This window comes from Pilimelia anulata, assembly GCF_014647895.1.
Classification (GTDB): Bacteria; Actinomycetota; Actinomycetes; order Mycobacteriales; family Micromonosporaceae; genus Pilimelia; species Pilimelia anulata.
This window is the reverse complement of sequence record NZ_BMQB01000001.1, coordinates 379727-401459: the sequence shown is the minus strand read 5'-3', so window position 1 is coordinate 401459 and position 21733 is coordinate 379727. Positions and strand designations below refer to the sequence as shown.

The window sequence follows — 21733 nt, the reverse complement described above, 5'->3', positions numbered from 1 at the left end:
AGGGGTCGGCCGGGATCGGGCCGAACGGCCCACGGCACCGGTCAGTGCACCGTCACCCGCGGGCCGGGGATCAGGTCCCGCAGCTCCTCGGGCAGCTCGGCGCCCATCCGGTCGGCGAGCCGCAGCGCCTCCTCGACCAGCGTCTCGACGATCTGCGACTCGGGCACGGTCTTGATCACCTCGCCCTTGACGAAGATCTGCCCCTTGCCGTTGCCGGAGGCCACGCCGAGGTCCGCCTCGCGCGCCTCACCCGGCCCGTTGACCACGCAGCCCATCACGGCCACCCGCAGCGGCACCGGGAAGCCCTCCAGCGCCGCGGTGACCTGCTCGGCCAGCGTGTACACGTCGACCTGGGCCCGGCCGCAGGACGGGCAGGAGACGATCTCCAGGCCGCGCTCGCGCAGCGCGAGCGACTCCAGGATCGCCTGGCCGACCTTGACCTCCTCGACCGGCGGCGCGGACAGCGACACCCGGATCGTGTCGCCGATCCCCTCGGCCAGCAGCGCGCCGAAGGCGACCGCCGACTTGATCGTGCCCTGGAACGCCGGCCCGGCCTCGGTGACGCCGAGGTGCAGCGGGTAGTCGCACTGCTCGGCGAGCTGCCGGTACGCGCGGATCATCACGACCGGGTCGTTGTGCTTGACCGAGATCTTGATGTCGGTGAAGCCGTGCTCCTCGAACAGCGAGCACTCCCACAGCGCCGACTCGACCAGCGCCTCCGCGGTCGGCTTGCCGTACTTGTCGAGCAGCCGCTTGTCCAGCGAGCCGGCGTTGACGCCGATCCGGATCGGCGTGCCGGCCGCGGCGGCGGCCCGGGCGATCTCGCCGACCTTGTCGTCGAACTTCTTGATGTTGCCCGGATTCACCCGGACGGCGGCGCAGCCGGCGTCGATCGCGGCGAACACGTACTTGGGCTGGAAGTGGATGTCGGCGATCACCGGGATCGGCGACTTGCGCGCGATGGCCGGCAGCGCCTCCACGTCGTCCGCCGACGGGACCGCCACCCGGACGATCTGGCAGCCCGCCGCGGTCAGCGCGGCGATCTGCTGGAGCGTGGCGTTGACGTCGGCGGTGAGCGTGGTGGTCATCGACTGCACGCTCACCGGCGCGCCGCCGCCGACCGGCACGCTGCCGACCATGATCCGGCGGCTCGGGCGCCGGGGGGCCAGGGGCGGGGGTGGGACGGGCGGCATACCGAGGTCGACGGCACTCAACGGGCTAACCCACTTTCGGCGTCAGCGGAACAGGGTGATCGGGTTGATGATGTCAGCCGCCACGGTCAGCAGCGTGAACGCCCCGAACACCAGGATGACCCCGTATGTCAACGGCATGAGCTTGGCGTAGTCGACCCGGCCGGGGTCGCGCCGGCCGATCCGGCCGTACAGCCAGGAGCGGGCCTTCTCGTACCAGCTGATCGCGATGTGGCCGCCGTCCAGCGGCAGCAGCGGCAGCAGGTTGAACAGGCCGACGAAGAAGTTCAGCGAGATGAACAGGAACAGGAACATCTCCCACGCGTCGTGGGCGAACGCCTCCCCGCCCAGCCGGCTCGCGCCGACCACGCTGATCGGGGTGTCCGCGTCCCGCTCGGCGCCGGTCAGCGACGCCCACAGGGCCGGGATCTTCTCCGGGAACCGCTGCATCGCCTCGACGGTCTTGTCCGCCAGGAAGCCGGTGAACGACAGGGTGGCGCCGACGGCCTCGCCGGGCCCGTACGTGAGCATGGTCCTGGTGCCCGGCGGCAGGGTGAGGCCCACGCCCATCGCCGAGACCGTGCGCGGCGCGCCGGCCGGGTCGTCGACCGGCGCCCGCTGGACGGCGGCCAGGTCGACGGTGAGCGTCCGCGGCTGCCCGTCCCGCTCGAAGCTGATCGTGGCCGGGCCGGGCGGGACGGTCCGGGTGGTGGCGAGCAGGTCGGCGAACGTGCTGACCGGGGTGCCGTTGATCGCGGTGATCCGGTCGTTGTCGCGCAGGCCGGCGAGGGCGGCGGGGCTGCGCGGGTCGGCCGCCGAGCAGGCCCGGGTGGGGTCGTTGGCCACCACGACGCACTCGGTGACCTTGACGTACGCGGGCAGCGCCGACGCCTCGTCGGGCAGGCTGCGGTTGGGCAGGCCGAGCGTCATCGCCATCACCCAGGTGGCGACCAGCGCCAGCAGGAAGTGCACGGCCGAGCCGGCGGACATCACGATCGTCCGCTTCCACACCGGGTACCGCCACATGGCCCGGTGCTCGTCCTGCGGCTCGACGTCGTCGTCCGCGGCCGTCATCCCGACGATCTTGACGAAACCGCCCAGCGGGATGCCCTTGAGGCCGTACTCGGTCTCGCCCCGGCGGAACGACCAGAGGGTCGGGCCGAAGCCGACGAAGAACCGCGTCACCTTCATCCCGAACATCTTGGCCGTGGCCATATGTCCGGCTTCGTGCAGACTCACGGAGATCAGGATCAGGAGCGCGAAGGCGACGATGCCCAGGATTTCCTTCATCAAGCTCCCTTACCGGTCTTGCTGGCGCGGTCGATCAGCTCGTTGGCCCGGCGCCGGGCCCACGTTTCGGCGGCGAGGACATCGCCCACGGTACTCGGTTCGGCAAGGTCGGGCGCCAGGCTGAGGGTTCGCTCGACGGTGTCCACGATCCCGAGGAACGGCAGCCGGCCGGCGGTGAAGGCCGCGATGCACTCCTCGTTCGCCGCGTTGTAGATCGCCGGGCGGCACCGGCCGGCCCGACCGGCGTCCATCGCCAGCCGGACGGCCGGGAAAGCCGACCCGTCCAGCGGGGCGAACTCCCAGGTGTGCGCGGCCGTCCAGTCGACCGCGCCGGCGGCGCCGGGGACCCGGTCCGGCCAGCCCAGGGCCAGCGCGATCGGCAGCCGCATGTCCGGCGGGCTGGCCTGGGCCAGCGTCGAACCGTCGGTGAACTCGACCATCGAGTGCACCACCGACTGCGGGTGCACCATCACGGTGATGTCGTCGTACGCCGTGCCGAACAGCTCGTGCGCCTCGATCACCTCCAGCGCCTTGTTGACCAGGGTGGCGCTGTTCAGCGTGACCACCGGGCCCATGTCCCAGGTCGGGTGCGCCAGCGCCTGCGCCACCGTGACGTCGGCCAGCTCGTCCCGGCCGCGCCCGCGGAACGGGCCGCCGCTCGCGGTCAGCACCAGCCGGCGCACCTCGGCGGCCCGGCCGCCGCGCAGGCACTGGGCCAGCGCGCTGTGCTCGGAGTCCACCGGCACGATCTGGTCCGGCCGGGCCAGCGCGGCCCGGACCAGCGGCCCGCCGGCGACCAGCGACTCCTTGTTGGCCAGGGCCAGCGTCCGGCCGGCGCGCAGGGCGGCCAGCGTCGGGGCCAGGCCGAGCGAGCCGACCACCCCGTTGAGCACCACGTCGCACGGCCAGCCGGCCAGCTCGGTCATCGCCTCGGGGCCGGCCACGATCCGCGGGACGGCGAAGCTGCCGGTGGCGTAGCCGCGCTTGCTCGCCGCGGCGTAGAAGGCGAGTTGCAGGTCCTGGGCGGCGCTGGCCCTGGCCACCCCGACGACCTCCACGCCGAGGTCGAGGGCCTGGGCGGCGAGCAGGTCGACGTTGCCGCCGCCGGCGCCGAGGGCCACGATCCGGAACCGGTCGGGGTGCCGCCGGGCGATGTCGACCGCGCTCCGGCCGATCGATCCGGTGGAGCCGAGCAGGGCGATCCGCCTCACGTCACCAGTCACCCGCCCATTCTCCCGGAGCCCCGCCCCGCCCCCGCCCGCCGGGTCAGCCGCGGTCCGCCGGGGTCCACGCGTCGTAGCGCTGGGCCGCCGCCGACTCGCGCAGCCCGAACCGGCGGTACAGCCGGGCCAGCGGCCGCGGCGCCCACCAGTTCCACCGCCCGAGCAGCCGCATCGTCGCCGGGACCAGCAGCAGCCGGACCAGCGTGGCGTCGAGCACGATCGCCACGATCACGCCCACCCCGACCATCTTGATCATGGTGATGCTGCCGGCGGCGAACCCGGCCACCACGAGGATCAGCAGCAGCGCCGCCGCCGTGATGATCCGCCCGGTGTGCTGGAGGCCGAGGGCGACCGCCCGGGTGTTGTCGCCGGTGGCCTCCCACTCCTCGCGGACCCGGGAGAGCAGGAACACCTCGTAGTCGGTGGCCAGCCCGAACAGCACCGCCAGCATGATGATCAGGTTCGTCGGGTCGAGGAAGCCGGTCGAGGTGAAGTGCAGCAGGCCGGCCAGGTGGCCGTCCTGGAAGCCCCAGACCATCACGCCGTACGAGGCGCCGATCGAGATCAGGTTCATCAGCACGGCCTTGAGCGGCAGCAGCAGCGACCCGAAGGCGAAGAACAGCAGCACGTACGTGCTCGCCGCCATCAGCACCGCCATCCACGGCAGCCGGTCGCGCAGGCCGTCGAGGACGTCCACGTCGTTCGCCGTCCGGCCGCCGACCAACACCTCCGCGCCCGCCGGGGCGGGCACCGCGCGCAGGTCCCGGACGAGGTCCTGGGTGCGCGCGTCGGTCGCCTCGCCGGGGTACCGGACCGCCACCAGCGCCGCGTCGCCGCGCTGGGTGACGACCTCCGCGCCGGCCGCCGGCGGCACCGCGCCGAGGGTGGCGGCGAGGCCCGGCACCGCGGCCGCGGGCACCCCGCGGACGAACACCTGGATCCGGTCGGCGCCGCCGTCGGGGAACTCCCGCCGGGCCACCTCGCTGACCGTGCGCGCCTCGGTCCCCGCCGGCAGGATGCGCTCGTCGAAGCCGCCCCAGGTCATCCGGTACGCCGGCACCGCGAGCGCGAGCAGCACCGCCGCCACCCCCACCGCGTACAGCACCGGCCGGCGCATGACGCTGTGCGCGATCCGTGCCCACGCCCCGGCCGCCGCGCCGGTCGGCCCGACCGGGCGGCGCCGTCGCGGCAGCGGCAGGCGCAGCGCGTTGACCCGGTGGCCCAGGACGGCGAGCAGCGCGGGCAGCACGGTCAGCGCGCCGAGCATCGCCACCAGCACCGCGGACATGGCGCCCAGGCCCATCGACCGGAGGAAGAACTGCGGGAAGATCAGCAGGCTGGCCAGGGCGAGCGCGATGGTCAGGCCGGAGACCAGCACGGTCCGGCCGGCGGTGCCGACGGTGCGGGCGATGGCGGCCGGCACGTCGTACCCGTCGGCCAGCTCCTCGCGGAACCGGCTCACCACGAACAGCGCGTAGTCCACCGCCATGCCGAGCCCGAGCAGCGTGATCACGTTGATGGCGAACACGGACACGTCGGCGAACATGGTCACGACCCGGACCATGATGAACGAGCCGAGCACCGCCAGCGCCCCGATGATCAGCGGCGTGGTCGCGGCGATCAACCCGCGGAAGATCAGCAGCAGCATCAGCAGCAGGACCGGCGCGGAGAACAGCTCGGCCCGGGTCAGGTCCGCACTGGACCGCTCCTTGACCTGCGCCTGGAACCCGACGCCGCCGCCGACGTCGGTGCGCAGGCCGGGCGCCCGGGCGGCCGCGGCGACCCGCTCGTACGCGGCCAGCCGGCCGTCGTCGTCGCCGGCGGTGAGCTGGATCGTCACCAATGTCGCGTGCTGGTCCCGGGCGATGTACCGGGCGGCCAGCGCCGCCGCGGCCGGCGTGCCGGGCGGGGCGTCGAAGGCGCTGCGCACCTCGCGCACGCCGGGCAGCGCGCGCACCCGGGCGACGGCCTCGGTGACCGGCTGCCGGAAGGTCGGCTGCTGCACGGTGGCGAGCGGGTCCCGGTACAGCACGACCACGTGGCTGCCCTGCTCGCCGAACGCCGCGGTGATCGCGTCGCCGGCCCGGGCCGCCTCGCTGTCCTTGACAAAAAAGCCGCCGCTGACGACCCGGTCGAAGACGCCGCCGCCCCAGGTCGCACCCAGTACCGCGACCGCGAGCCCGAGGGCCAGCACCCACCAGCGCAGCCGGACGACCGCGCGCCCCCACCAAGCGAACACGGCGACCTCCCAGATCGGACGGGCCCGACGCCGGTTCCGCGGCGTAGGCTTACGCCACGGCCAGCGAGGGTTGGACACCGGCCGCCGCCGCGAACCGAACGGCTGCCGCGGGCGACCGGTGGTGAACACTGTTCGCTGTTGCGAACAGTGTGGGCCAGCGGTGATGGTGTTTACCACACTCGGGAGAGCGATGACGTCCACCACACCGACGCGCGACGTCGGCCCGTCCCGCCGGGAGCGGCAGCGCGCCGCCACCCGTACGGAGATCAAGTCCGTGGCCCGCGGGCTGCTCGTGCGCGGCGGCGTGGCCGAGGTGTCGGTCCGGGCCATCGCCCGCGAGATGGGGCTGACGGCGGCCGCGCTGTACCGGTACTACCCCGGCCTGGACGCGCTGGTCGCGGCGCTCGCCACCGACCTGTACGACGAGCTGCGCGGCGAGGTGGAGGCCGCCCGGGACGCCTGCGCCGGCCCGCCGCCCGCGCCGCCGATCGCGATGGCCCGCGCGCTGCGGGCGTGGGCGCTGCGCCACCCGGCGGAGTTCGGGCTGCTGTTCGGCAACCCGGTACCGGCGATCCAGGCGCTCGAGGCCAGCGGCCTGGAGCGGCCGCCGGACCACGCCGGGCGGCGGCTGGGCGAGGTGTTCATCGCCGCGTTCGCGCCACTGTGGAACAACACCGCGGCGGCCCGGCAGCCGGCGGCGCTGGACGAGACGGCGATCACCCACTTCCGCCAGGTGCACGGCGACGCGCTGCCGACCGCGGCGGTCGCGTACTACCTGCGCGCCTGGACCCGGCTCTACGGCGTGGTGGCGATGGAGGTGTTCGGCCACCTGCGGTTCTGGGCGGCCGACGACCTGACGCCGCTGTTCGAGGCGGAGGTGGCGGCGTTCAACGCCGAGCTGTCGCCGCCGCCCGGCTGAGCCGCGCTCAGTCGACGCGCTCGGCGCGCAGCTTGTGGCCGACGCTCGTCAGGCACTTGCCGGAGTTCAGGTCGAAGCGCCAGCCGTGCAATTGGCAAGTCAGTACGTCGCCGTCGACCACGCCGAACCGGGTCAGGTCCGCCTTGAGGTGCGGGCAGCGGCGCTGCACCCGCCAGCCGTCCAGCTCGATGTCCTCGGCGTCGGTGGTGCGCTCGTGCTCGTCGTACCAGCCCTCGGCGTACTGCAACCGCTCCTCGGACAGGCACTTGAAGAACGAGTAGACGAACTCGTTGTACTGGCCGATCCGCGCCGCCGAGAACCGGCAGGACAGGAACAGCGAGTTCACCCAGTCGCCCTCGTCGATGTGGATCAGGTGCTCGATCAGCGCCCGGCCGGTGCGGAACCGGTACCGGACCTTCTCCCCCGCGTACGGCCGGACGACCTTGCCCGGGAAGTCCACGCTGATCGACTCGACCACCTCGCCGGCCTCGTCGGTCAGGTCGAACCGGACCGGCCCGCCGACCCCCTTGGCCATGTAGATGGACTCCTCCAGCAGCGGCTCGATCCGCTTCCTCAGCGCCGCCAGCACGTCGATCTCCGGGTGCCGCCAGGACGCCTTCTCCGCCTCGATGACCGGCCGCTTGCGGTCGCGCATCTCCTCCAGCACGGCCTTCTTGTCGGCGAAGTAGCCCTCGACGGACGGCACCGGCTGCACCGTGTCGCAGGTGTCCGCGGTCAGCTCGGTGACCGTGCCGGGCAGCAGCACGACGGCGTTGCTCCCGCCCACCTTGGCGTACTCGCGGACGAAGTCGGCCTGGTCCGGGAAGATGTTGCCCTCGTCGCCGTGGATGTCGTTGAGGTGCCACAGCTCGTCGTCCAGGAAGCACGGTGGTCCGGCGATCGGGAACACCCACGACGCCCTGAGGTCGTCGATGTACCGCCAGGTGCGGTCGTACTGCCGCTCCCGCTTCTGCTTGCCGAAGGCGGTCTTCGCCGCCTGCGGCAGCTCGTAGACCATCGGGTACCAGATCGCCCCGGAGAACTGGAGCAGGTGCGCGTGCACGTGGCCCAGCTCGGTGAACCGGGTCAGGTCGGTCGGGCGGGCGTCGTTCTGGTTGAGCAGCCGGACGCCGTCGTACTCCACCCACAGCGACGAGTCGCCGATCGGCCCGTCGGTGGGGCTGATCAGCGCCTGGATCATGACCCTGAGACCGCCGTCCAGCTCGTGCACCTCGTCGGAGACCGTGCGCAGGAACCGGGTGAAACCCAGCTCGCGCAGCTCGTCCTCCAACTGGCTGGTCGGGTACTCCGGCAGCAGGACCGTGGCCTTCTTGCTGACGTACCGGCGCAGGTGGGCGGCGTCGAAGTGGTCCCGGTGCAGGTGCGAGACGTACAGGTAGTCGACGTCGCCGAGCGACTCCCAGTCGAGCTGCGCGTTGTCCGGGAACGGGAACCAGGACGCGAAGTACGCGGGGTTCACCCACGGGTCGGTCAGGATGCTGCCCGCCGGGGTGTCGATGCGCATGCTGGCGTGACCGGTACCGGTGATCCGCACCGTGGATTCTCCCTTGGCCGTGGCGATGTCTCCCCACGACTATCCCAGTCTCCGCCACAACCATCCCACCAGGGCCCGACCCGGCCACCGGCGGCACGGCCGGCGTGCGAGACTGGGCGCGGACGACGCGCCTCGCGCCCGCGCCCGCCGCCCCGGCCCGATCGGCCGACCGGCCGCGCTCCGGGCGCGCGAGTAGAGCCCCGGGCGCGCGAGTAGGAAGGGCCGGACGACGTGGCTGGCAACGCTCCCGTGACCGCACCGGACCAGCTCAGGCCGACCCGCCGCAGGCCGTGGCAGATCGCCGGCGTGCTCTCGGCCCTGGTGATCGTGCTGATGGCCGTGTTCGGCAACCACCAGGGCCGGGTGGAGAACTACGTCTCGTACGTGATCGCCGGCCTCATGCTGCTCGGCATCGTCGTCGAGGAGGGCCTGCGCCGCAGCGGCCTGCGCTCCTGACCCGCCGCGCCACCCCGGCCGGACCGCGCTCCGCGGCCCGGCCGATCCCGCGCGTCAGTACCGGCGCAGCAGCTCGCTGACCTCGCGCAGCGCGGCCTCCACCTCGGCCTCGAAGTAGCCGCCGGGCACCAGGCCGAACCGGGCCCGCTCCAGCTCCGCCGGGCTCACCGGCATCGGGCCGCGGCCGGACAGCGCCGACAGGATCCCGTCGAACAGCCGGTCCACCTCGGCCGGGTCGTACCCGCTGCCGAACCGGCGCGGCTGGAACCCGCGCCGCAGCTCCTCGACCCGCTGGAACTCCGGACCCGGCCCGCCGGCGGGGCCGCCGCCCGGTCCGGGCGGGCCGCCGAAGCCGCCGCCCGCGGGCGGGCCGAAGCCGCCGCCGGGCGGCGGGCCGTAGCCGGGATCGCGCGGCGGCGGTCCGCCGTAGCCGGGCTCCGGCGGCTCGGGCCGGGCGGCGCCGAAGCCGCCGGTCGACGGCTCGCCGTAGCCGGGCTCGCCGCGCCGGCCGTAGCCGCGCGGGTCGTCGCGCTCGGGCTCGCCGTAGCCCGGCTCGGCGCGCGGGGCGCCGTAGCCGGACTCGGGGCGCGGGGGCTCGGGGGCGCGGGGCTCGGGCCGGCTGTACCCGGCCGGCTCGCGGGGCGGCTCGCCGCGGCCGAACCCGGGTCCGCCCGGGCCGCCGGGGTCGGGCTCGCCGCGGCCGTAGCCGGCCGGCTCGGGGCGGCCGCCGTACTCGCCGGGCGCGGGCTCCCGGCCGCCGTACGCGGGGGCGGGCTCGCCGCGGCCGCCGTACGGGGCGTCGGGGCGGCCGTACCCGCCGCCGTTCTGCTCGCCGCGGCCGAAGCCGGCGGGCTCGGGGGCGCGCTCGCCGTACCCCGGCTCGCCGCGGCCGCCGAAGCCGCCGGGCGGGCCGTCGGGTCCGGGGCCGCCGTAGCCCGGTTCGGGGCGGTCCCGGTCGGCCAGCCGCATCTCGGTCGTCATCTCGGCCTTGCCGTGCCGGCCCGGCCCGCGGCCGCCGAACCCCGGCTCGCCGTAGCCCGGCTGGTCGTCGCGGGTGGCGCCGGCGAACCGCTCGTACCCGGCCGCCTCGCCGCCGCCGCGGCCGTACCCGCTCGGCTCGCCCGTGGCGTACGCCGGCTCGGCGTACCGGCCGCCCTCGCCCGGCCGGGCGGCCGCTGCGGCCCGCTCGGGCACGCCGGCCCGCTCGCCCCGGCCGGCGTCGGCGGAGTCGCGCAGCGGCGCCCGGCCGCCGGACTCCTCGCGCTCGGCGAGCTGCCGCTCGACGCGGTCCAGGTGCAGGTCGACCTGCCACTCGTCGTACCCGCCGAAGCGCACGCGGAAGACCACGTCGTGCACCTCCTGCGCGGAGACCGGGGCGCCGGCCTCGTCCCCGGCGAGGGTCGCCTCGACCCGGTCCAGGAAGCCGTCGACCTCGTCGACCTTGTACCCCCGGCGGAGGGCCCGCCGGCGGAACCGCTGACCCTGACTGGTCACTGTGCCGCCTTTCGTTCACGACCGGTGGTCGCCGGCTGCCCGGCGGCGGCCAACTGGCCGCACGCGCCGTCGATCTCCCGGCCGCGCGTGTCACGGACGGTGGTGGACACCCCGGCGGCCCGCAGCCGGCGGACGAACTCCCGCTCGACGTGCGGCTCGCTGGCGTCCCACCGACTACCCGGCGTCGGGTTGAGCGGGATCAGGTTCACGTGGGTGGACCAGCCCGCCAGCAGGCGGCCCAGCAGGTCCGCCCGCCACGGCTGATCGTTCACATCCCTGATCATTGCGTACTCGATGGAGACCCGGCGGCCGGTTCGTGCGGCAAAGTCCCGGGCCGCGCCGAGCACCTCCGCCACCTTCCACCGCTGGTTGACCGGCACCAGTTCGTCCCGCAGCTCGTCGTCCGGGGCGTGCAGGGACAGCGCGAGCGTCACCGCCAGGCCCTCGTCGGCGAGCTTGCGCATCGCCGGGACCAGGCCGACGGTGGAGACCGTGAGGTGCCGCTGGGACAGGCCGAGCCCCTCGGGCGCCGGGCTCGTCAGCCGCCGCAGCGCGGCGGCGAGGCGGGGGTAGTTGGCGAGCGGCTCGCCCATCCCCATGAACACCACCCGGGACAGGCGGGCCGGCGAGCCGACCACGGCGCCGCTGGCCGCCACCCCGGCCAGGTGGACGACCTGGTCAACGATCTCCGCGACGGACAGGTTGCGGGTGAGCCCCGCCTGCCCGGTCGCGCAGAACGGGCACGCCATCCCGCAGCCGGCCTGGCTGGAGACGCAGGCGGTGACGCGGTCGGGGTACCCCATCAGCACGCTCTCGACCAGTGCCCCGTCGTGCAGCCGCCACAGGCTCTTGCGGGTGGCGCCGCCGTCGCAGACCTGCTCCCGGACGCGGTCGAGCAGCGGCGGCAGCAGGGCCGCCCCGGCGTCGGCGCGGAGCGCGGCCGGAAGGTCGGACATCTCACTGACATCGCGTACGAATCGTCCGAAATAGTGATTCGAGAGCTGATTAGCCCGGAACGGGGGCAGGCCGTGCGCGGCCAGCGCCGCCCGGCGCCCGGCGAGATCGAGGTCGGCCAGGTGGGTCGGGGGGAGCGCGGCCCGACCGCGGCGCCCGGCGCCGAAGTCGAGAATCGGCAGCTCACGCGGGGTGGCCGGATCCGGCTCGACGCCGGACGCGGGGGCGTGCTGGCCGGGCACGGTGGCCCGGGACGGGGACTGCGCAGTCATGGTCCAACCAGTCTCGCACGTCCACCCCGTACCGCGCCGGCAGCGGCCCGGGTGCGCGGACCTCCCCCGACGGCCGCCCGGCGGCCGCGGGCGGCGACGCCGCCCCATCAGCGCCGGCGCGGGAGCAAGGCATCGCGTACCTGCGCGCGGCGGCGCGGTCGGTCGCGGCGGGGCCGGTGGTCACGGTGGGGCCGGTGGGCTGCCGCCGCGGGTGGCGGCGGCGGGTGGGTGGCGGCGGTCAGCCGGGGATGAGCACGGACAGCAGCAGGTACGCCGTCGGCACCGCGAAGATGATCGAATCCAGCCGGTCCATCAGGCCGCCGTGGCCCGGCAGCAGGTTGCTCATGTCCTTGACCCGCAGGTCCCGCTTGATCATCGACTCGGTCAGGTCGCCCACCACCGCCATCGCCGCCACGGCGACGCCGAAGACCAGGCCCGCCCACGGCGCCAGGTCCAGCAGCGCCCAGCCCAGCCCGAGCCCGCCGAGGCCGGCGGCGGCCAGCGAGCCGAGCAGCCCCTCGCGGGACTTGTTCGGGCTGACCTGCGGCGCCAGCGGGTGCTTGCCGAAGCGGACCCCGACCGCGTACCCGCCGGTGTCCGACAGCACCACCACGGCCAGCGTCAGCAGCACCCGGAGCATGCCGTCCGGCGCGAGCGCCAGCGGCGCGGCGAAGCCGAGCAGGAACGGGACGTACAGCGCGATCAGCGCACCGGCGGCGATATCCCGCTCGTACCCCGCCGGCCCGTCCCCCAGCCGCCACACGCTGGTGGCCAGGACCGTGACCAGCAGCCCGATCGCCAGCCCGTCGGGCCCGGCGACGAACCCGAGGAACGGAATGATGGCCGCGCCGAGCAGCAGCGGCGGCAGCGGCGCGCGCATCCCGGCACTGCGGACGGCCCGGACCATCTCCCACACGCCGGCCCCGGCGGCCAGCGCCACGACGGCGGCGAAGGCGAGCGGATGCGCGAGCGACCCGAGCACCAGCACCCCGAGCCCGAGCCCGACCCCGATCGCGGCGGGCAGATTCCGCCCGCCCCGCGGCGCCTTGCTCCCCGCGGCCGGTACGGCCGGCAACTCCGTGGTGGCCCCCGCCTGCTCACCCCCCGCATGGCCCGCCGCCCCGCGATCACGGGCTGAGGTACCCCTGCCGGCGTCCTCGGGGTAGCTGTCCTCATGTTCGCCGTGGGCGGTCCCGGCGGCGGGCGGGGGGTGGTCGGGGTTTCGGCGGCGGCGGCTTGCCGGGTGGTCCGTGGCTGGTGTGCGGCCGGGCGGCTCGTCGCGGGGGTCCCGGGCGCCGGGGCGGGCCGGCGGCGGGGCGTACGGGTCGTAGGGCTCGGGCGGACCCTGGGCGTCGGACCAGCCGGCCGGCTCGTCACGCGGATGCTCGGCGTCCGACCAGCCCGGCGGCTCGTCGCGCGGGTGCCCGGTATCGGACCAGCGCGGCTGCCCGGCATCGGACCAGCCGGCGGGCTCATCGCGCGAGCGGCCGGTGCCGGACCAGCCGGGCTCATCGCGCAAGCGGCCGGCATCGGACCAGCCGGTGGACTCCTCACGGGAGTGACCGGCGTCGGACCAGCCGGGCTCGTCGCGTGAGCCGCCGGCATCGGACCAGCCGGCGGGTTCGTCACGGGAGGGCGGCCACCCGCCTGTCGCACCCGGCTCGCCCGCCCACGCCGCGGGTCCTCCGCCCGCGGGTCGGTCGTCCGACCACCCGGCGGGCGGTCCGCCCGCCCGCCGATCACCGGACCGGCCCGCCGGGCGGTCGCCCGTGGAGCGGTCGCCCGGCCGGCCGGGCGGCTCGCCGTAGCCGGGCCGGGGCGGTTCGCCGTACCCCGGTCGGTTCGGCTCGCCGTAGCCCGGCGGCGGGCCGTCGGCGTCCGGGGTCGGCCAGGTGCGGGCGCCGTCCGCCTCGGCGGACCGGCGGTGCCGGGGCCGGCGCGGTTCGTCGCCGGCCCACTCCCCCGGCGGCCAGCGCGGCTCGGCCGGGTTGCCGGGCCAGTCGTCGGCGGGCTTGTCGGTGTCGGTGGCGGCGTGCCGGGCGCGCCGCGAACGCCGACCCCCGACGGCGGACGGGCCGTCGGCGTGGTCAGTCGGGTCGGCGAACATCAGGTCACACCTCTAGGAGTTCGGCTTCCTTGTGCTTGATCAAGTCGTCGATGGTGCCAACGTAGCGCTGGGTGAGGTCGTCCAGCTCCTTCTCGGCCCGCCGGCCCTCGTCCTCGCCGGCCTCGCCGTCCTTGACGATGCGGTCCAGCTCCTCCTTGGCCTTGCGGCGGATGTTGCGGACGGAGACCTTGGCCTCCTCGCCCTTCTGCCGCACCACCTTGATCATGTCCCGGCGCCGCTCCTCGGTCATGGGCGGCAGGTTGATCCGGAGCTGGGTGCCCTCGTTGTTGGGGTTGACGCCGAGGTCCGAGTCGCGGATCGCCTTCTCCATCGCGCCGAGCTGGCTGGCGTCGTACGGCTTGATCAGGACCATCCGCGGCTCGGGGATGCCGACGGAGGCCATCTGCGGCAGCGGCGTCGGCTGTCCGTAGTAGTCGATCATGATCTTGGAGAACATGGCCGCGGTCGCCCGGCCGGTGCGGATCGCCGAGAAGTCCTCCTTGGCGAACTCCACGGCGCGGTCCATCTTCTCCTCGGCTTCGAGCAGCGCGTCATCGATCACGGCTCGTCTCGCCTCCTCTTCAACCTGGTGGGGGTGCACGGGGCGGCGGTCAGGCCGCGTCAACGCCGGTGCGGCTCACGCCGCGGTGATCAACGTACCGATCTGCTCGCCGCGCAGGGCGCGCACGATAGTGTCCTCGCCCTCGGCGCCGAAGACCAGCATCGGCAGCCCGTTGTCCATGCACAGGCTGAACGCCGCGGCGTCGGCGACGCGCAGGTCGCGGCGCAGCGCCTCGCCGAAGGTGACCGCGTCGAGCTTGCTCGCCGTGGGGTCGGTGCGCGGGTCGGCGGTGTACACGCCGTCCACGCCGTTCTTGCTCATCAGGACGATGTCCGCGTGGATCTCCAGCGCACGCTGCGCGGCGACGGTGTCGGTGGAGAAGTACGGCAGCCCCGCCCCCGCCCCGAAGATGACCACGCGGCCCTTCTCCAGGTGCCGGATCGCGCGCCGTGGGATGTACGGCTCGGCGACCTGCGCCATGTTGATCGCGCTCTGCACCCGGGTCTCGATGCCCTCCTTCTCCAGGAAGTCCTGGAGGGCGAGGCAGTTCATGACCGTGCCGAGCATGCCCATGTAGTCGGCCCGGGCCCGGTCCATGCCGCGCTTCTGCAGCTCCGCGCCGCGGAAGAAGTTACCGCCGCCGATGACCGCCGAGACCTGCACGCCGGTCCGGACCACCAGCGCGATCTGCCGGGCGATCGCCTGCGCCACGTCGGGGTCCACGCCGACCCGGCCGCCGCCGAACACCTCGCCGGACAGTTTGAGAACCACGCGCCGGGCGGGGCTGCGCCGCTGCGCCACCCGCCGTACCGCGGGCGCGCTCTCCTCCGCCGTCACCGCCATCCGCCCTGCCTTCCCTGTCCACCCCGCGTGTTGTCACCGGCGACATCGCCACCCGCGCGGGCGCCGGTCCGCCCCTCGCGGCCGGGGCCGGGCCGTACGGCCGCCCCGGTGGACCATATGCGACAAGGAGGCCACAGCGACCGATTGGTCCACCCGTGACCCCCTCGTCACCTCGAACGTGTGATCGCGCTCAGGCCTGGCCGACCTCGAACCGCAGGAAGGCCGTGACCTCGATCCCGGCCTCGCCGAGCACCTGCTTCACCGACTTCTTCTGGTCGGCGACCGACGCCTGCTCCAGCAGCACGAAGTCCTTGAAGAAGGAGTTCGTCCGACCCTCGACGATCTTCGACAGCGCGGCCTCCGGCTTGCCCTCCTCGCGGGCGGTCTGCTCGGCGATCCGGCGCTCCGACTCGACGACCTCGGCCGGCACGTCCTCGCGGCGCAGGTACCGCGGGCGCATCGCCGCGATCTGCATCGCGGTGGCCCGGGCGTCGGCGTCGGCGGCCTCGTCGGACTTGCCGGTGTACTCCACCAGCACGCCCACGGTCGGCGGCAGATCCTGGCTCTTGCGGTGCAGGTAGACGCCGACGGTGCCGTCCAGCACGCCGAACCGGTTGACGACCAGCTTCTCGCCGATCTTCGCCGACAGCGCCTGTACGGCGTCGGCGACGGTGCCGCCCTCGAACGCCGCGGCCAGCAGGCTCTCGGCGTCGGTGGCCTTGGCCTGCACGCCGTGCGCGACGAGCTTGTCGGCCAGCTCGATGAACTCGGCGTTCTTCGCGACGAAGTCGGTCTCGCAGTTCAGCTCCAGCAGCGCGCCGCCGGAGTGGGCGATCAGGCCGTTGGCGGCCGTCCGGCCGGCGCGCTTGCCGACGTCCTTGGCGCCCTTGATCCGCAGGATCTCGACGGCCTTGTCGACGTCGCCCGCAGCCTCGTCCAGCGCCTTCTTGCAGTCCATCATCCCGGCGCCGGTCAGCTCGCGGAGTTTCTTGACGTCCGCGGCGGTGAAGTTAGCCATGACTCTCTTCTCGGGTGTGTCGGGCTGGTTCGGTAGTGGGTGACCGGTGGGCGGCGCGGCGCGCCGCCCACCGGGACATCATTCGGCGCTGGCGGTCGCCGGCTGGGCGGCCGGCGCGGCAGCCTCGTCGGCGGGAGCAGCGGCCTCGACGGGCGCAGCGGTCTCGGCGGGCGCAGCAGCCTCGACGGGCGCAGCGGCCTCGGCGGGGGCGGCCTCGGGAGCGGCAGCAGCGGCTTCGGCGGCCGGGGCGGCAGCGGCGGGCGCGGCCTCCGCGGTCTTCTCCAGGAGGTCCCGCTCCCACTCCGGCAGCGGCTCCTCGGCCCCGGTCTCGGGCTTCTCCCGGTCGCCACCGCCACCGCGCTTGCCCGAGCGGGCGATCAGCCCGTCGGCGACGGCGGCCGCCACGACCTTGGTCAGCAGCTCGGCCGACCGGATCGCGTCGTCGTTGCCCGGGATCGGGAAGTCGACCTCGTCCGGGTCGCAGTTGGTGTCCAGGACGGCGATGACCGGGATGTTGAGCTTGCGGGCCTCGTCGACCGCGATGTGCTCCTTCTTGGTGTCCACCACCCAGACCGCGGACGGGGTGCGCTGCATGTCGCGCAGACCGCCGAGCGTGCGGCTCAGCTTGATCTTCTCGCGGGAGAGCTGCAGCGTCTCCTTCTTGGTGTACCCGGCGGCGGTGCCGGACAGGTCGCCCAGCGCCTCCAGCTCCTTCATCCGCTGGAGCCGCTTGTAGACGGTCTGGAAGTTGGTGAGCATGCCGCCCAGCCAGCGGTGGTTGACGTACGGCATGCCGACGCGCGCCGCCTGCTCGGCGATGGCCTCCTGGGCCTGCTTCTTCGTGCCGACGAACAGGATGGTGCCGCCCTCGGCGACGGTGGTGCGGATGTACTCGTACGCCTTCTCGATGTACTCCAGCGTCTGGCGCAGGTCGATGATGTAGATGCCGTTACGCTCGGTGAAGATGAAGCGCTTCATCTTCGGGTTCCAGCGCCGCGTCTGGTGCCCGAAGTGCACCCCGCTCTCGAGCAACTGACGCATCGTCACGACGGCCATGGAAAACTCCTCGGTTCCCTGGTTGTGCGGGTGCCGGTCGGCCCCGCCCTGGCGCCCGGTCGCCGGCCGCGCGGGCCGCGCTGCGGGCGCGGACCAGGGAGGCCGCCGCCACCGTCGGTAACCGACGGGGAGGGCGCGCGAGATGCGGCGCATCGATCGGCCGGACCGGTCCCCGGACGGGGTGCCGGCTCGGTGATCGCTGTGCCGGGCGGCCATCCATGGACGGTCGCCAGTTGGCAAGTGTACGCGCCACCGGGGCGCCGGCGGTGGCCGGGCCGGGCGGGCGGCGGGCCGGTGGTGGCGGCGTCGGCGACGGGTCGGCGGGGTATCGGCGCAGCCTGCCGCGGTCGCCGGTCCCGCCGCGGCGCCGCGCTGCGACGCCGCGGCCGGCTCACCGGTCGATGCGGTCCTCGCCGCGGGCGCCCCTCGGCTCGCCGCCGCCACCGGAGCCGCCAGCCGACCGGCGGGCTCGGGCCGCCGAGCCCGGAGCGGCAGGCCGGGGATGGCGTGCTGGGGGTGTGGCTCGGAGCGGCGGCCCGGGGTGGCGGGCCCGGGTAGCCGTGGCCGCACGGCGGCTTCAGGGGTAGCGGGCCCAAGTGGTGGGCTCGGGGCGCGGCCTCAGGGTGGCGGGGCGCGGGGTGGCGGGCCCGGGGTGGCGGGCCCGGGGTGGCGGGCCCGGGGTGGCGGGCCCGGGGCGGTGACCTCGGGGCGGCGGCGAGCCCGCGGGCCGAGCGCCCTCACGGCGTCCTGCTCCCCGCCCAGCCGGCAGTGTGAGGTTGACCGCGGCGTCGCCGACGGCCCCGGGGTGACCGGGTCAGTTCTGTTACGTCCGAGATCGATCTGGTTGACCCAAGCCGATCCCGGAGGAGCCGAGTCGGAATACTGCGGGCAATTCGGGCGAGCGCACAGGTCGGGGACCGTCCACAGGTCGCGCGGCGGCGTGGTGGCGGGCGGGTCGGGCGGCGGCGACCGTACCGGCATGGACAAGGCGACCCCCCGATCCCTCGGCGCCCGTGGCGAGGTGCTGGCGGCCGAGTACCTGGCCCGCGCCGGCCTGGTGATCATCGAACGCAACTGGCGCTGCCCCGACGGCGAGATCGACCTGATCGCCCGGGACGGCCCCGCGCTGGCGTTCATCGAGGTGAAGACCCGCCGCGGCGTCGGCTACGGCACCCCGGCCGCCGCCGTCGACCCGCGCAAGGCGGCCCGGCTGCGCCGGCTCGCGGCCCGCTGGCTGGCGACGAGCGGCATCCATCCGCCGGTGGTCCGCTTCGACGTGGTGGCGATCCTCGCCGACGACGCCGGGCCGCCGCGGATCGAGCACCGGGCGGGGGCGTTCTGATGGGCTACGCGCGTGCCCTCGGCGCCGGCGTGGTCGGCGTCGCCGGCCGCGCGGTCGAGGTGGAGGCCGACGTCGCCAACGGGCTGCCCACCATGCGCCTGTCCGGCCTGCCCGACGCGGCGCTGCACGAGGCCGGCGACCGCGTCCGGGCGGCGATCGCCAACTCCCGACTCCCCTGGCCGGACCGGCGACTCACCGTCAACCTGCTGCCGGCCGCGCTGCCCAAGCACGGTTCGGGCTTCGACCTCGCCGTGGCATGCGCGATTCTGGGCGCGGTCGGGGCGCTCCCGGTACCGGCGCTGCGCGGCGCCGCACTCATCGGCGAGCTCGCCCTCGACGGCGGCGTCCGCCCGGTCCGCGGCGTCCTGGCGATGGTCATCGCACTGGCAGCGGCCGGCGCCCCCGAGGTACTCGTACCGGTCGGCAACGCCGACGAGGCGGCACTGGTCCCCGGCGTGACCGTCCGCCCGGTCCGCCGACTCGATGAGGTCGTTTCCCACCTCCGCCGCGAGACCGAACTGGCGCCGGTCGACCCGCCGGTCGACGGCGCGCCCGCCCACGGCCCCGACCTGGCCGACGTCGCCGGCCAGGAACTCGGCCGCCGCGCGCTGGAGGTCGCCGCGGCCGGCGGCCACCACCTCGCCCTGCTGGGCCCGCCGGGCGCCGGCAAGACCATGCTCGCCGAACGCCTGCCCGGCATCCTGCCGGCGCTGGACGACGCCGCAGCGCTGGAGGTCACCGCGCTGCACTCGCTGGCGGGCGTCCTCGCCGACGGCGCCCTGGTCCGCCGCCCGCCGTTCCAGGCCCCCCACCACACGTCCACGCTCCCGGCGCTGGTCGGCGGCGGCAGCGGCCTGGCCCGCCCCGGCGCACTGTCGCTGGCCCACCGGGGCGTGCTGTTCCTGGACGAGGCGCCCGAGTTCGCCGGCCGGGCACTGGAGGCGCTGCGGCAACCGCTGGAGACCGGCCGGATCGTCGTGGGCCGCGCCGGCGGCGGCACGGACTTCCCGGCGCGGGTCCAGCTCGTCCTGGCGGCCAACCCGTGCCCGTGCGCGAGCGTCTCCCCCGACGGCCTCTGCCCGTGCACGTCGATCGCGAAGCGCCGGTACACCGGCCGCCTGTCCGGCGCCCTGCGCGACCGCATCGACATCCAACTCGAACTCCTCCCCGTCCGCGCCGCCGAACTGACCGGCTCGACCGCCGGGGAGTCCTCGGCCGCGGTGGCGGGGAGGGTCGCGGCGGCCCGCGCGGCCGCCGCCGAACGCTGGGCGCCGCTGCACCGCCGGACGAACGCCGATGTCAGCGGGGCTGACCTGGGCAGCGCCCGGTACGCACTGCCCGCGGCCGACACCCGCCGGCTGCACGAACGCCTGGACCGCGGCGACCTCACCGCCCGCGGCTACCACCGCACCATCCGCCTCGCCTGGACGATCGCCGACCTGGACGGCCGCTGCCGCCCGGACGCCGACGACGTCGCCGAAGCCCTGACCCTGCGCACGGGAGCCCTCACATGACCGCCGTCCCCCCGCCCGCCCCCAGCCGACCGCACGACGATCTCGTGGGCCTCCCCGCAACCAGCACGATCTCGGCCCCACCGCTTCGGCAGCCGGCCGACAGCGGCAACTCGGACTCCCACAGCAACAGCGGGAGCAGGGACGACGCTCGCGGAGACAGCAGCGGTGCCGCCGGACGTAACGCGTCCACCGGAGATCGGGGCGACGGCAGCGACGCCCGTGCGGACGTGAGCGCCGCCAGCACAAGCAACCTCCGCGCCGGCGTCAACGACGGCAACGGCAACGGCAACGGCAACGGCAACGGCAACGGCAACGGCAACGGCAACGGCAACGGCAACGGCTCAACGATCGAGGACGTGCGGGCGCGGATCATCCTCACCTGGCTGACCGAACCCGGGCACCGCGTGGTCCACGACCTTGTCGCGGCCGAGGGCGCACCCGCGGTGGTCGCGCGGGCGCTGGCCGGCGAGCTGCCGGGCGACCGCCTGCGCGACGCGATCGCCGCCCGCCTCCGCGCCGCCGCACCCGACCGCGTGGCCGACGCGGCTCTCGCCCGCGCCGACCGCCTGGGCGCCGACCTGCTCACCCCGGCCGACCCGGCGTGGCCCGGGCAACTCGCGGACCTGATCCGGCTCGACGGCACCGGCGACGGGCACAGCCGGCCGCCGCTGCTGCTCTGGGTCCGCGGCGACGGCGACCGCGATCTACTCGGCCGCCCGAGCGTGGCGGTCGTGGGCGCACGCGCCTGCTCGCCGTACGGCGTCCATGTCGCCGGGTCGCTCGGCTACGGGCTCGGTCAGCGCGGCTGGCCGGTCGTCTCGGGCGGGGCATTCGGCATCGACGCCGCCGCCCACCGCGGCGCGCTGTCGGCCGGCGCGCCGACGGTCGCCGTGCTCGCCTGTGGGGTCGACCGACCGTACCCGGCGGGCAACGCGGCCCTGTTCGATCGCATCCTCGCCAGCGGGCTGCTGATCAGCGAATGGCCACCCGGAGCGGCGCCACATCGACACCGATTCCTCGTCCGGAACCGGGTGATCGCGGCGCTCGCCGCCGGAACCGTGGTCGTCGAGGCGTCCCCGCGCAGCGGCGCCCTGGCCACGCTGCGCCGGGCACTCGCGATCGAACGGGTGGCCATGGCCGTACCGGGACCGGTGACCGCGGCCACCTCGACCGGCTGCCACCTGGCGCTGCGCGAGGAGCCGGCCACCCGGCCGGTGACGAGCGCCTCGGACGTCATCGAGGAGGTCGGCCGGATCGGCGTCGATCTGGCGCCCCTGCCGCGCGGCCCGGAGGGCGTGCGCGACCGGCTGCCGGCGGACGCCGCCGCGGTACTGGAGGTGGTCCCGGCCGGGCGTCCGGCCGGCGCGGACGCGCTCAGCGCCGCAGCGGGCGTACCCCTGCGGACGGTCCTGCGCGTCCTGCCCCTGCTGGTCGACCTCGGCCTGGCCCGCGCGCTGGACGGCGGCTACGTACTCGGCCCGCGCCGCTGAACCCCAACCCTGCCCACCCCGGCGTCGACCTCGCGGTCCGACGCTGACCTCGTGCCCTGACGCCAACGTCCGTGCCCTGATATCCGTGCCCCCTGATATCAGCCTCGTGACTGGGCATCGCCGCCGTCACCGCCCTGCTCGACGCCGGCCTTGACGTCGACTTCGTGCCTTGGCGTCGGCCTGTGTGGCGGCAGCAGGGGCCGGGCTGC

Annotated in this window: 17 protein-coding genes; 5 read left to right on the top strand and 12 right to left on the bottom strand. The window is 74.9% G+C overall.

Annotated elements, in window-relative coordinates; genetic code table 11:
• Nucleotides 1-41 precede the first annotated feature (41 nt).
• Genes ispG through IEY94_RS01780 form a run of 4 tightly spaced genes read right to left on the bottom strand, consistent with a single transcriptional unit; the run spans nt 42 to nt 5942 of the window.
• The gene (ispG, locus tag IEY94_RS01795) at nt 42-1214 is read right to left on the bottom strand and encodes a flavodoxin-dependent (E)-4-hydroxy-3-methylbut-2-enyl-diphosphate synthase (RefSeq protein WP_189168227.1); all 1173 of its coding nucleotides are present in this window, start codon (nt 1212-1214) and stop codon (nt 42-44) included.
• Nucleotides 1215-1235: 21 nt separating this feature from the next.
• Nucleotides 1236-2480 (bottom strand): M50 family metallopeptidase, encoded by a 1245-nt coding sequence (locus IEY94_RS01790; RefSeq protein WP_189168226.1) that lies wholly within the window; start codon nt 2478-2480, stop codon nt 1236-1238.
• On the bottom strand, nt 2480-3691 hold the full coding sequence (dxr, locus tag IEY94_RS01785; RefSeq protein ID WP_189168770.1) for a 1-deoxy-D-xylulose-5-phosphate reductoisomerase: 1212 nt from the start codon (nt 3689-3691) through the stop codon (nt 2480-2482). The genes IEY94_RS01790 and dxr overlap by 1 nt, the downstream gene beginning before the upstream one ends.
• A 55-nt stretch (nt 3692-3746) precedes the next feature.
• Complete coding sequence (locus tag IEY94_RS01780; protein WP_189168225.1) at nt 3747-5942, bottom strand: MMPL family transporter; 2196 nt, start codon at nt 5940-5942, stop codon at nt 3747-3749.
• 190 nt (nt 5943-6132) lie between these two features.
• Between IEY94_RS01780 and IEY94_RS01775 the strand changes: the two genes are divergently transcribed.
• On the top strand, nt 6133-6861 hold the full coding sequence (locus IEY94_RS01775; RefSeq protein ID WP_189168224.1) for a TetR/AcrR family transcriptional regulator: 729 nt from the start codon (nt 6133-6135) through the stop codon (nt 6859-6861).
• Nucleotides 6862-6868: 7 nt separating this feature from the next.
• On the opposite strand, the gene IEY94_RS01770 is transcribed toward IEY94_RS01775, so the two are convergent.
• On the bottom strand, nt 6869-8416 hold the full coding sequence (locus IEY94_RS01770; protein WP_189168223.1) for a Rieske 2Fe-2S domain-containing protein: 1548 nt from the start codon (nt 8414-8416) through the stop codon (nt 6869-6871).
• Nucleotides 8417-8665: 249 nt separating this feature from the next.
• Between IEY94_RS01770 and IEY94_RS01765 the strand changes: the two genes are divergently transcribed.
• Complete coding sequence (locus IEY94_RS01765) at nt 8666-8872, top strand: DUF2631 domain-containing protein (protein WP_229783230.1); 207 nt, start codon at nt 8666-8668, stop codon at nt 8870-8872.
• A gap of 54 nt (nt 8873-8926) precedes the next feature.
• Here IEY94_RS01765 and IEY94_RS01760 read toward each other — a convergent pair whose 3' ends face one another.
• The 7 genes from IEY94_RS01760 to rpsB all read right to left on the bottom strand — a co-directional run bounded on the left by IEY94_RS01760 (nt 8927) and on the right by rpsB (nt 17178).
• Nucleotides 8927-10366 (bottom strand): DivIVA domain-containing protein, encoded by a 1440-nt coding sequence (locus tag IEY94_RS01760; RefSeq protein WP_189168221.1) that lies wholly within the window; start codon nt 10364-10366, stop codon nt 8927-8929.
• Entirely contained in the window at nt 10363-11592 is a 1230-nt protein-coding gene (rlmN, locus tag IEY94_RS01755; protein WP_189168220.1) for a dual-specificity RNA methyltransferase RlmN, read from the bottom strand. The genes IEY94_RS01760 and rlmN overlap by 4 nt, the downstream gene beginning before the upstream one ends.
• 238 nt (nt 11593-11830) lie before the next feature.
• Nucleotides 11831-13699 carry a phosphatidate cytidylyltransferase gene (locus tag IEY94_RS01750; RefSeq protein ID WP_373291159.1) on the bottom strand — a complete coding sequence of 623 codons (1869 nt, stop codon included), beginning with the start codon at nt 13697-13699 and terminating at the stop codon, nt 11831-11833.
• A 4-nt stretch (nt 13700-13703) separates the two neighbouring features.
• Nucleotides 13704-14261, bottom strand: a complete 558-nt coding sequence (gene frr, locus IEY94_RS01745; protein WP_189168219.1) for a ribosome recycling factor — start codon at nt 14259-14261, stop codon at nt 13704-13706.
• Nucleotides 14262-14336: 75 nt separating this feature from the next.
• Nucleotides 14337-15032 (bottom strand): UMP kinase, encoded by a 696-nt coding sequence (gene pyrH / locus IEY94_RS01740; protein ID WP_229783308.1) that lies wholly within the window; start codon nt 15030-15032, stop codon nt 14337-14339.
• A gap of 262 nt (nt 15033-15294) precedes the next feature.
• Nucleotides 15295-16122, bottom strand: coding sequence for a translation elongation factor Ts (tsf, locus tag IEY94_RS01735; RefSeq protein WP_189168217.1), 828 nt, complete (start codon nt 16120-16122; stop codon nt 15295-15297).
• A 78-nt stretch (nt 16123-16200) separates the two neighbouring features.
• Nucleotides 16201-17178, bottom strand: a complete 978-nt coding sequence (gene rpsB, locus IEY94_RS01730; protein WP_189168216.1) for a 30S ribosomal protein S2 — start codon at nt 17176-17178, stop codon at nt 16201-16203.
• 979 nt (nt 17179-18157) lie between these two features.
• Here rpsB and IEY94_RS01725 point away from each other — a divergent pair.
• The 3 genes from IEY94_RS01725 to IEY94_RS01715 all read left to right on the top strand — a co-directional run bounded on the left by IEY94_RS01725 (nt 18158) and on the right by IEY94_RS01715 (nt 21524).
• Nucleotides 18158-18520, top strand: coding sequence for a YraN family protein (locus tag IEY94_RS01725; RefSeq protein WP_189168215.1), 363 nt, complete (start codon nt 18158-18160; stop codon nt 18518-18520).
• Nucleotides 18520-20034 carry a YifB family Mg chelatase-like AAA ATPase gene (locus tag IEY94_RS01720; RefSeq protein ID WP_189168214.1) on the top strand — a complete coding sequence of 505 codons (1515 nt, stop codon included), beginning with the start codon at nt 18520-18522 and terminating at the stop codon, nt 20032-20034. The genes IEY94_RS01725 and IEY94_RS01720 overlap by 1 nt, the downstream gene beginning before the upstream one ends.
• A gap of 227 nt (nt 20035-20261) precedes the next feature.
• Complete coding sequence (locus IEY94_RS01715) at nt 20262-21524, top strand: DNA-processing protein DprA (RefSeq protein ID WP_229783229.1); 1263 nt, start codon at nt 20262-20264, stop codon at nt 21522-21524.
• The last annotated feature ends 209 nt before the right edge of the window (nt 21525-21733 follow it).

What these genes read in the sequence shown, in the direction of transcription:
- IEY94_RS01790 (WP_189168226.1), bottom strand. Translation starts at nt 2,480, where the DNA reads ATGAAGGAAATCCTGGGCATCGTCGCCTTCGCGCTCCTGATCCTGATC.
- IEY94_RS01775 (WP_189168224.1), top strand. Translation starts at nt 6,133, where the DNA reads ATGACGTCCACCACACCGACGCGCGACGTCGGCCCGTCCCGCCGGGAG.
- rlmN (WP_189168220.1), bottom strand. Translation starts at nt 11,592, where the DNA reads ATGACTGCGCAGTCCCCGTCCCGGGCCACCGTGCCCGGCCAGCACGCC.
- IEY94_RS01750 (WP_373291159.1), bottom strand. Translation starts at nt 13,699, where the DNA reads ATGTTCGCCGACCCGACTGACCACGCCGACGGCCCGTCCGCCGTCGGG.
- tsf (WP_189168217.1), bottom strand. Translation starts at nt 16,122, where the DNA reads ATGGCTAACTTCACCGCCGCGGACGTCAAGAAACTCCGCGAGCTGACC.
- rpsB (WP_189168216.1), bottom strand. Translation starts at nt 17,178, where the DNA reads ATGGCCGTCGTGACGATGCGTCAGTTGCTCGAGAGCGGGGTGCACTTC.
- IEY94_RS01725 (WP_189168215.1), top strand. Translation starts at nt 18,158, where the DNA reads ATGGACAAGGCGACCCCCCGATCCCTCGGCGCCCGTGGCGAGGTGCTG.
- IEY94_RS01720 (WP_189168214.1), top strand. Translation starts at nt 18,520, where the DNA reads ATGGGCTACGCGCGTGCCCTCGGCGCCGGCGTGGTCGGCGTCGCCGGC.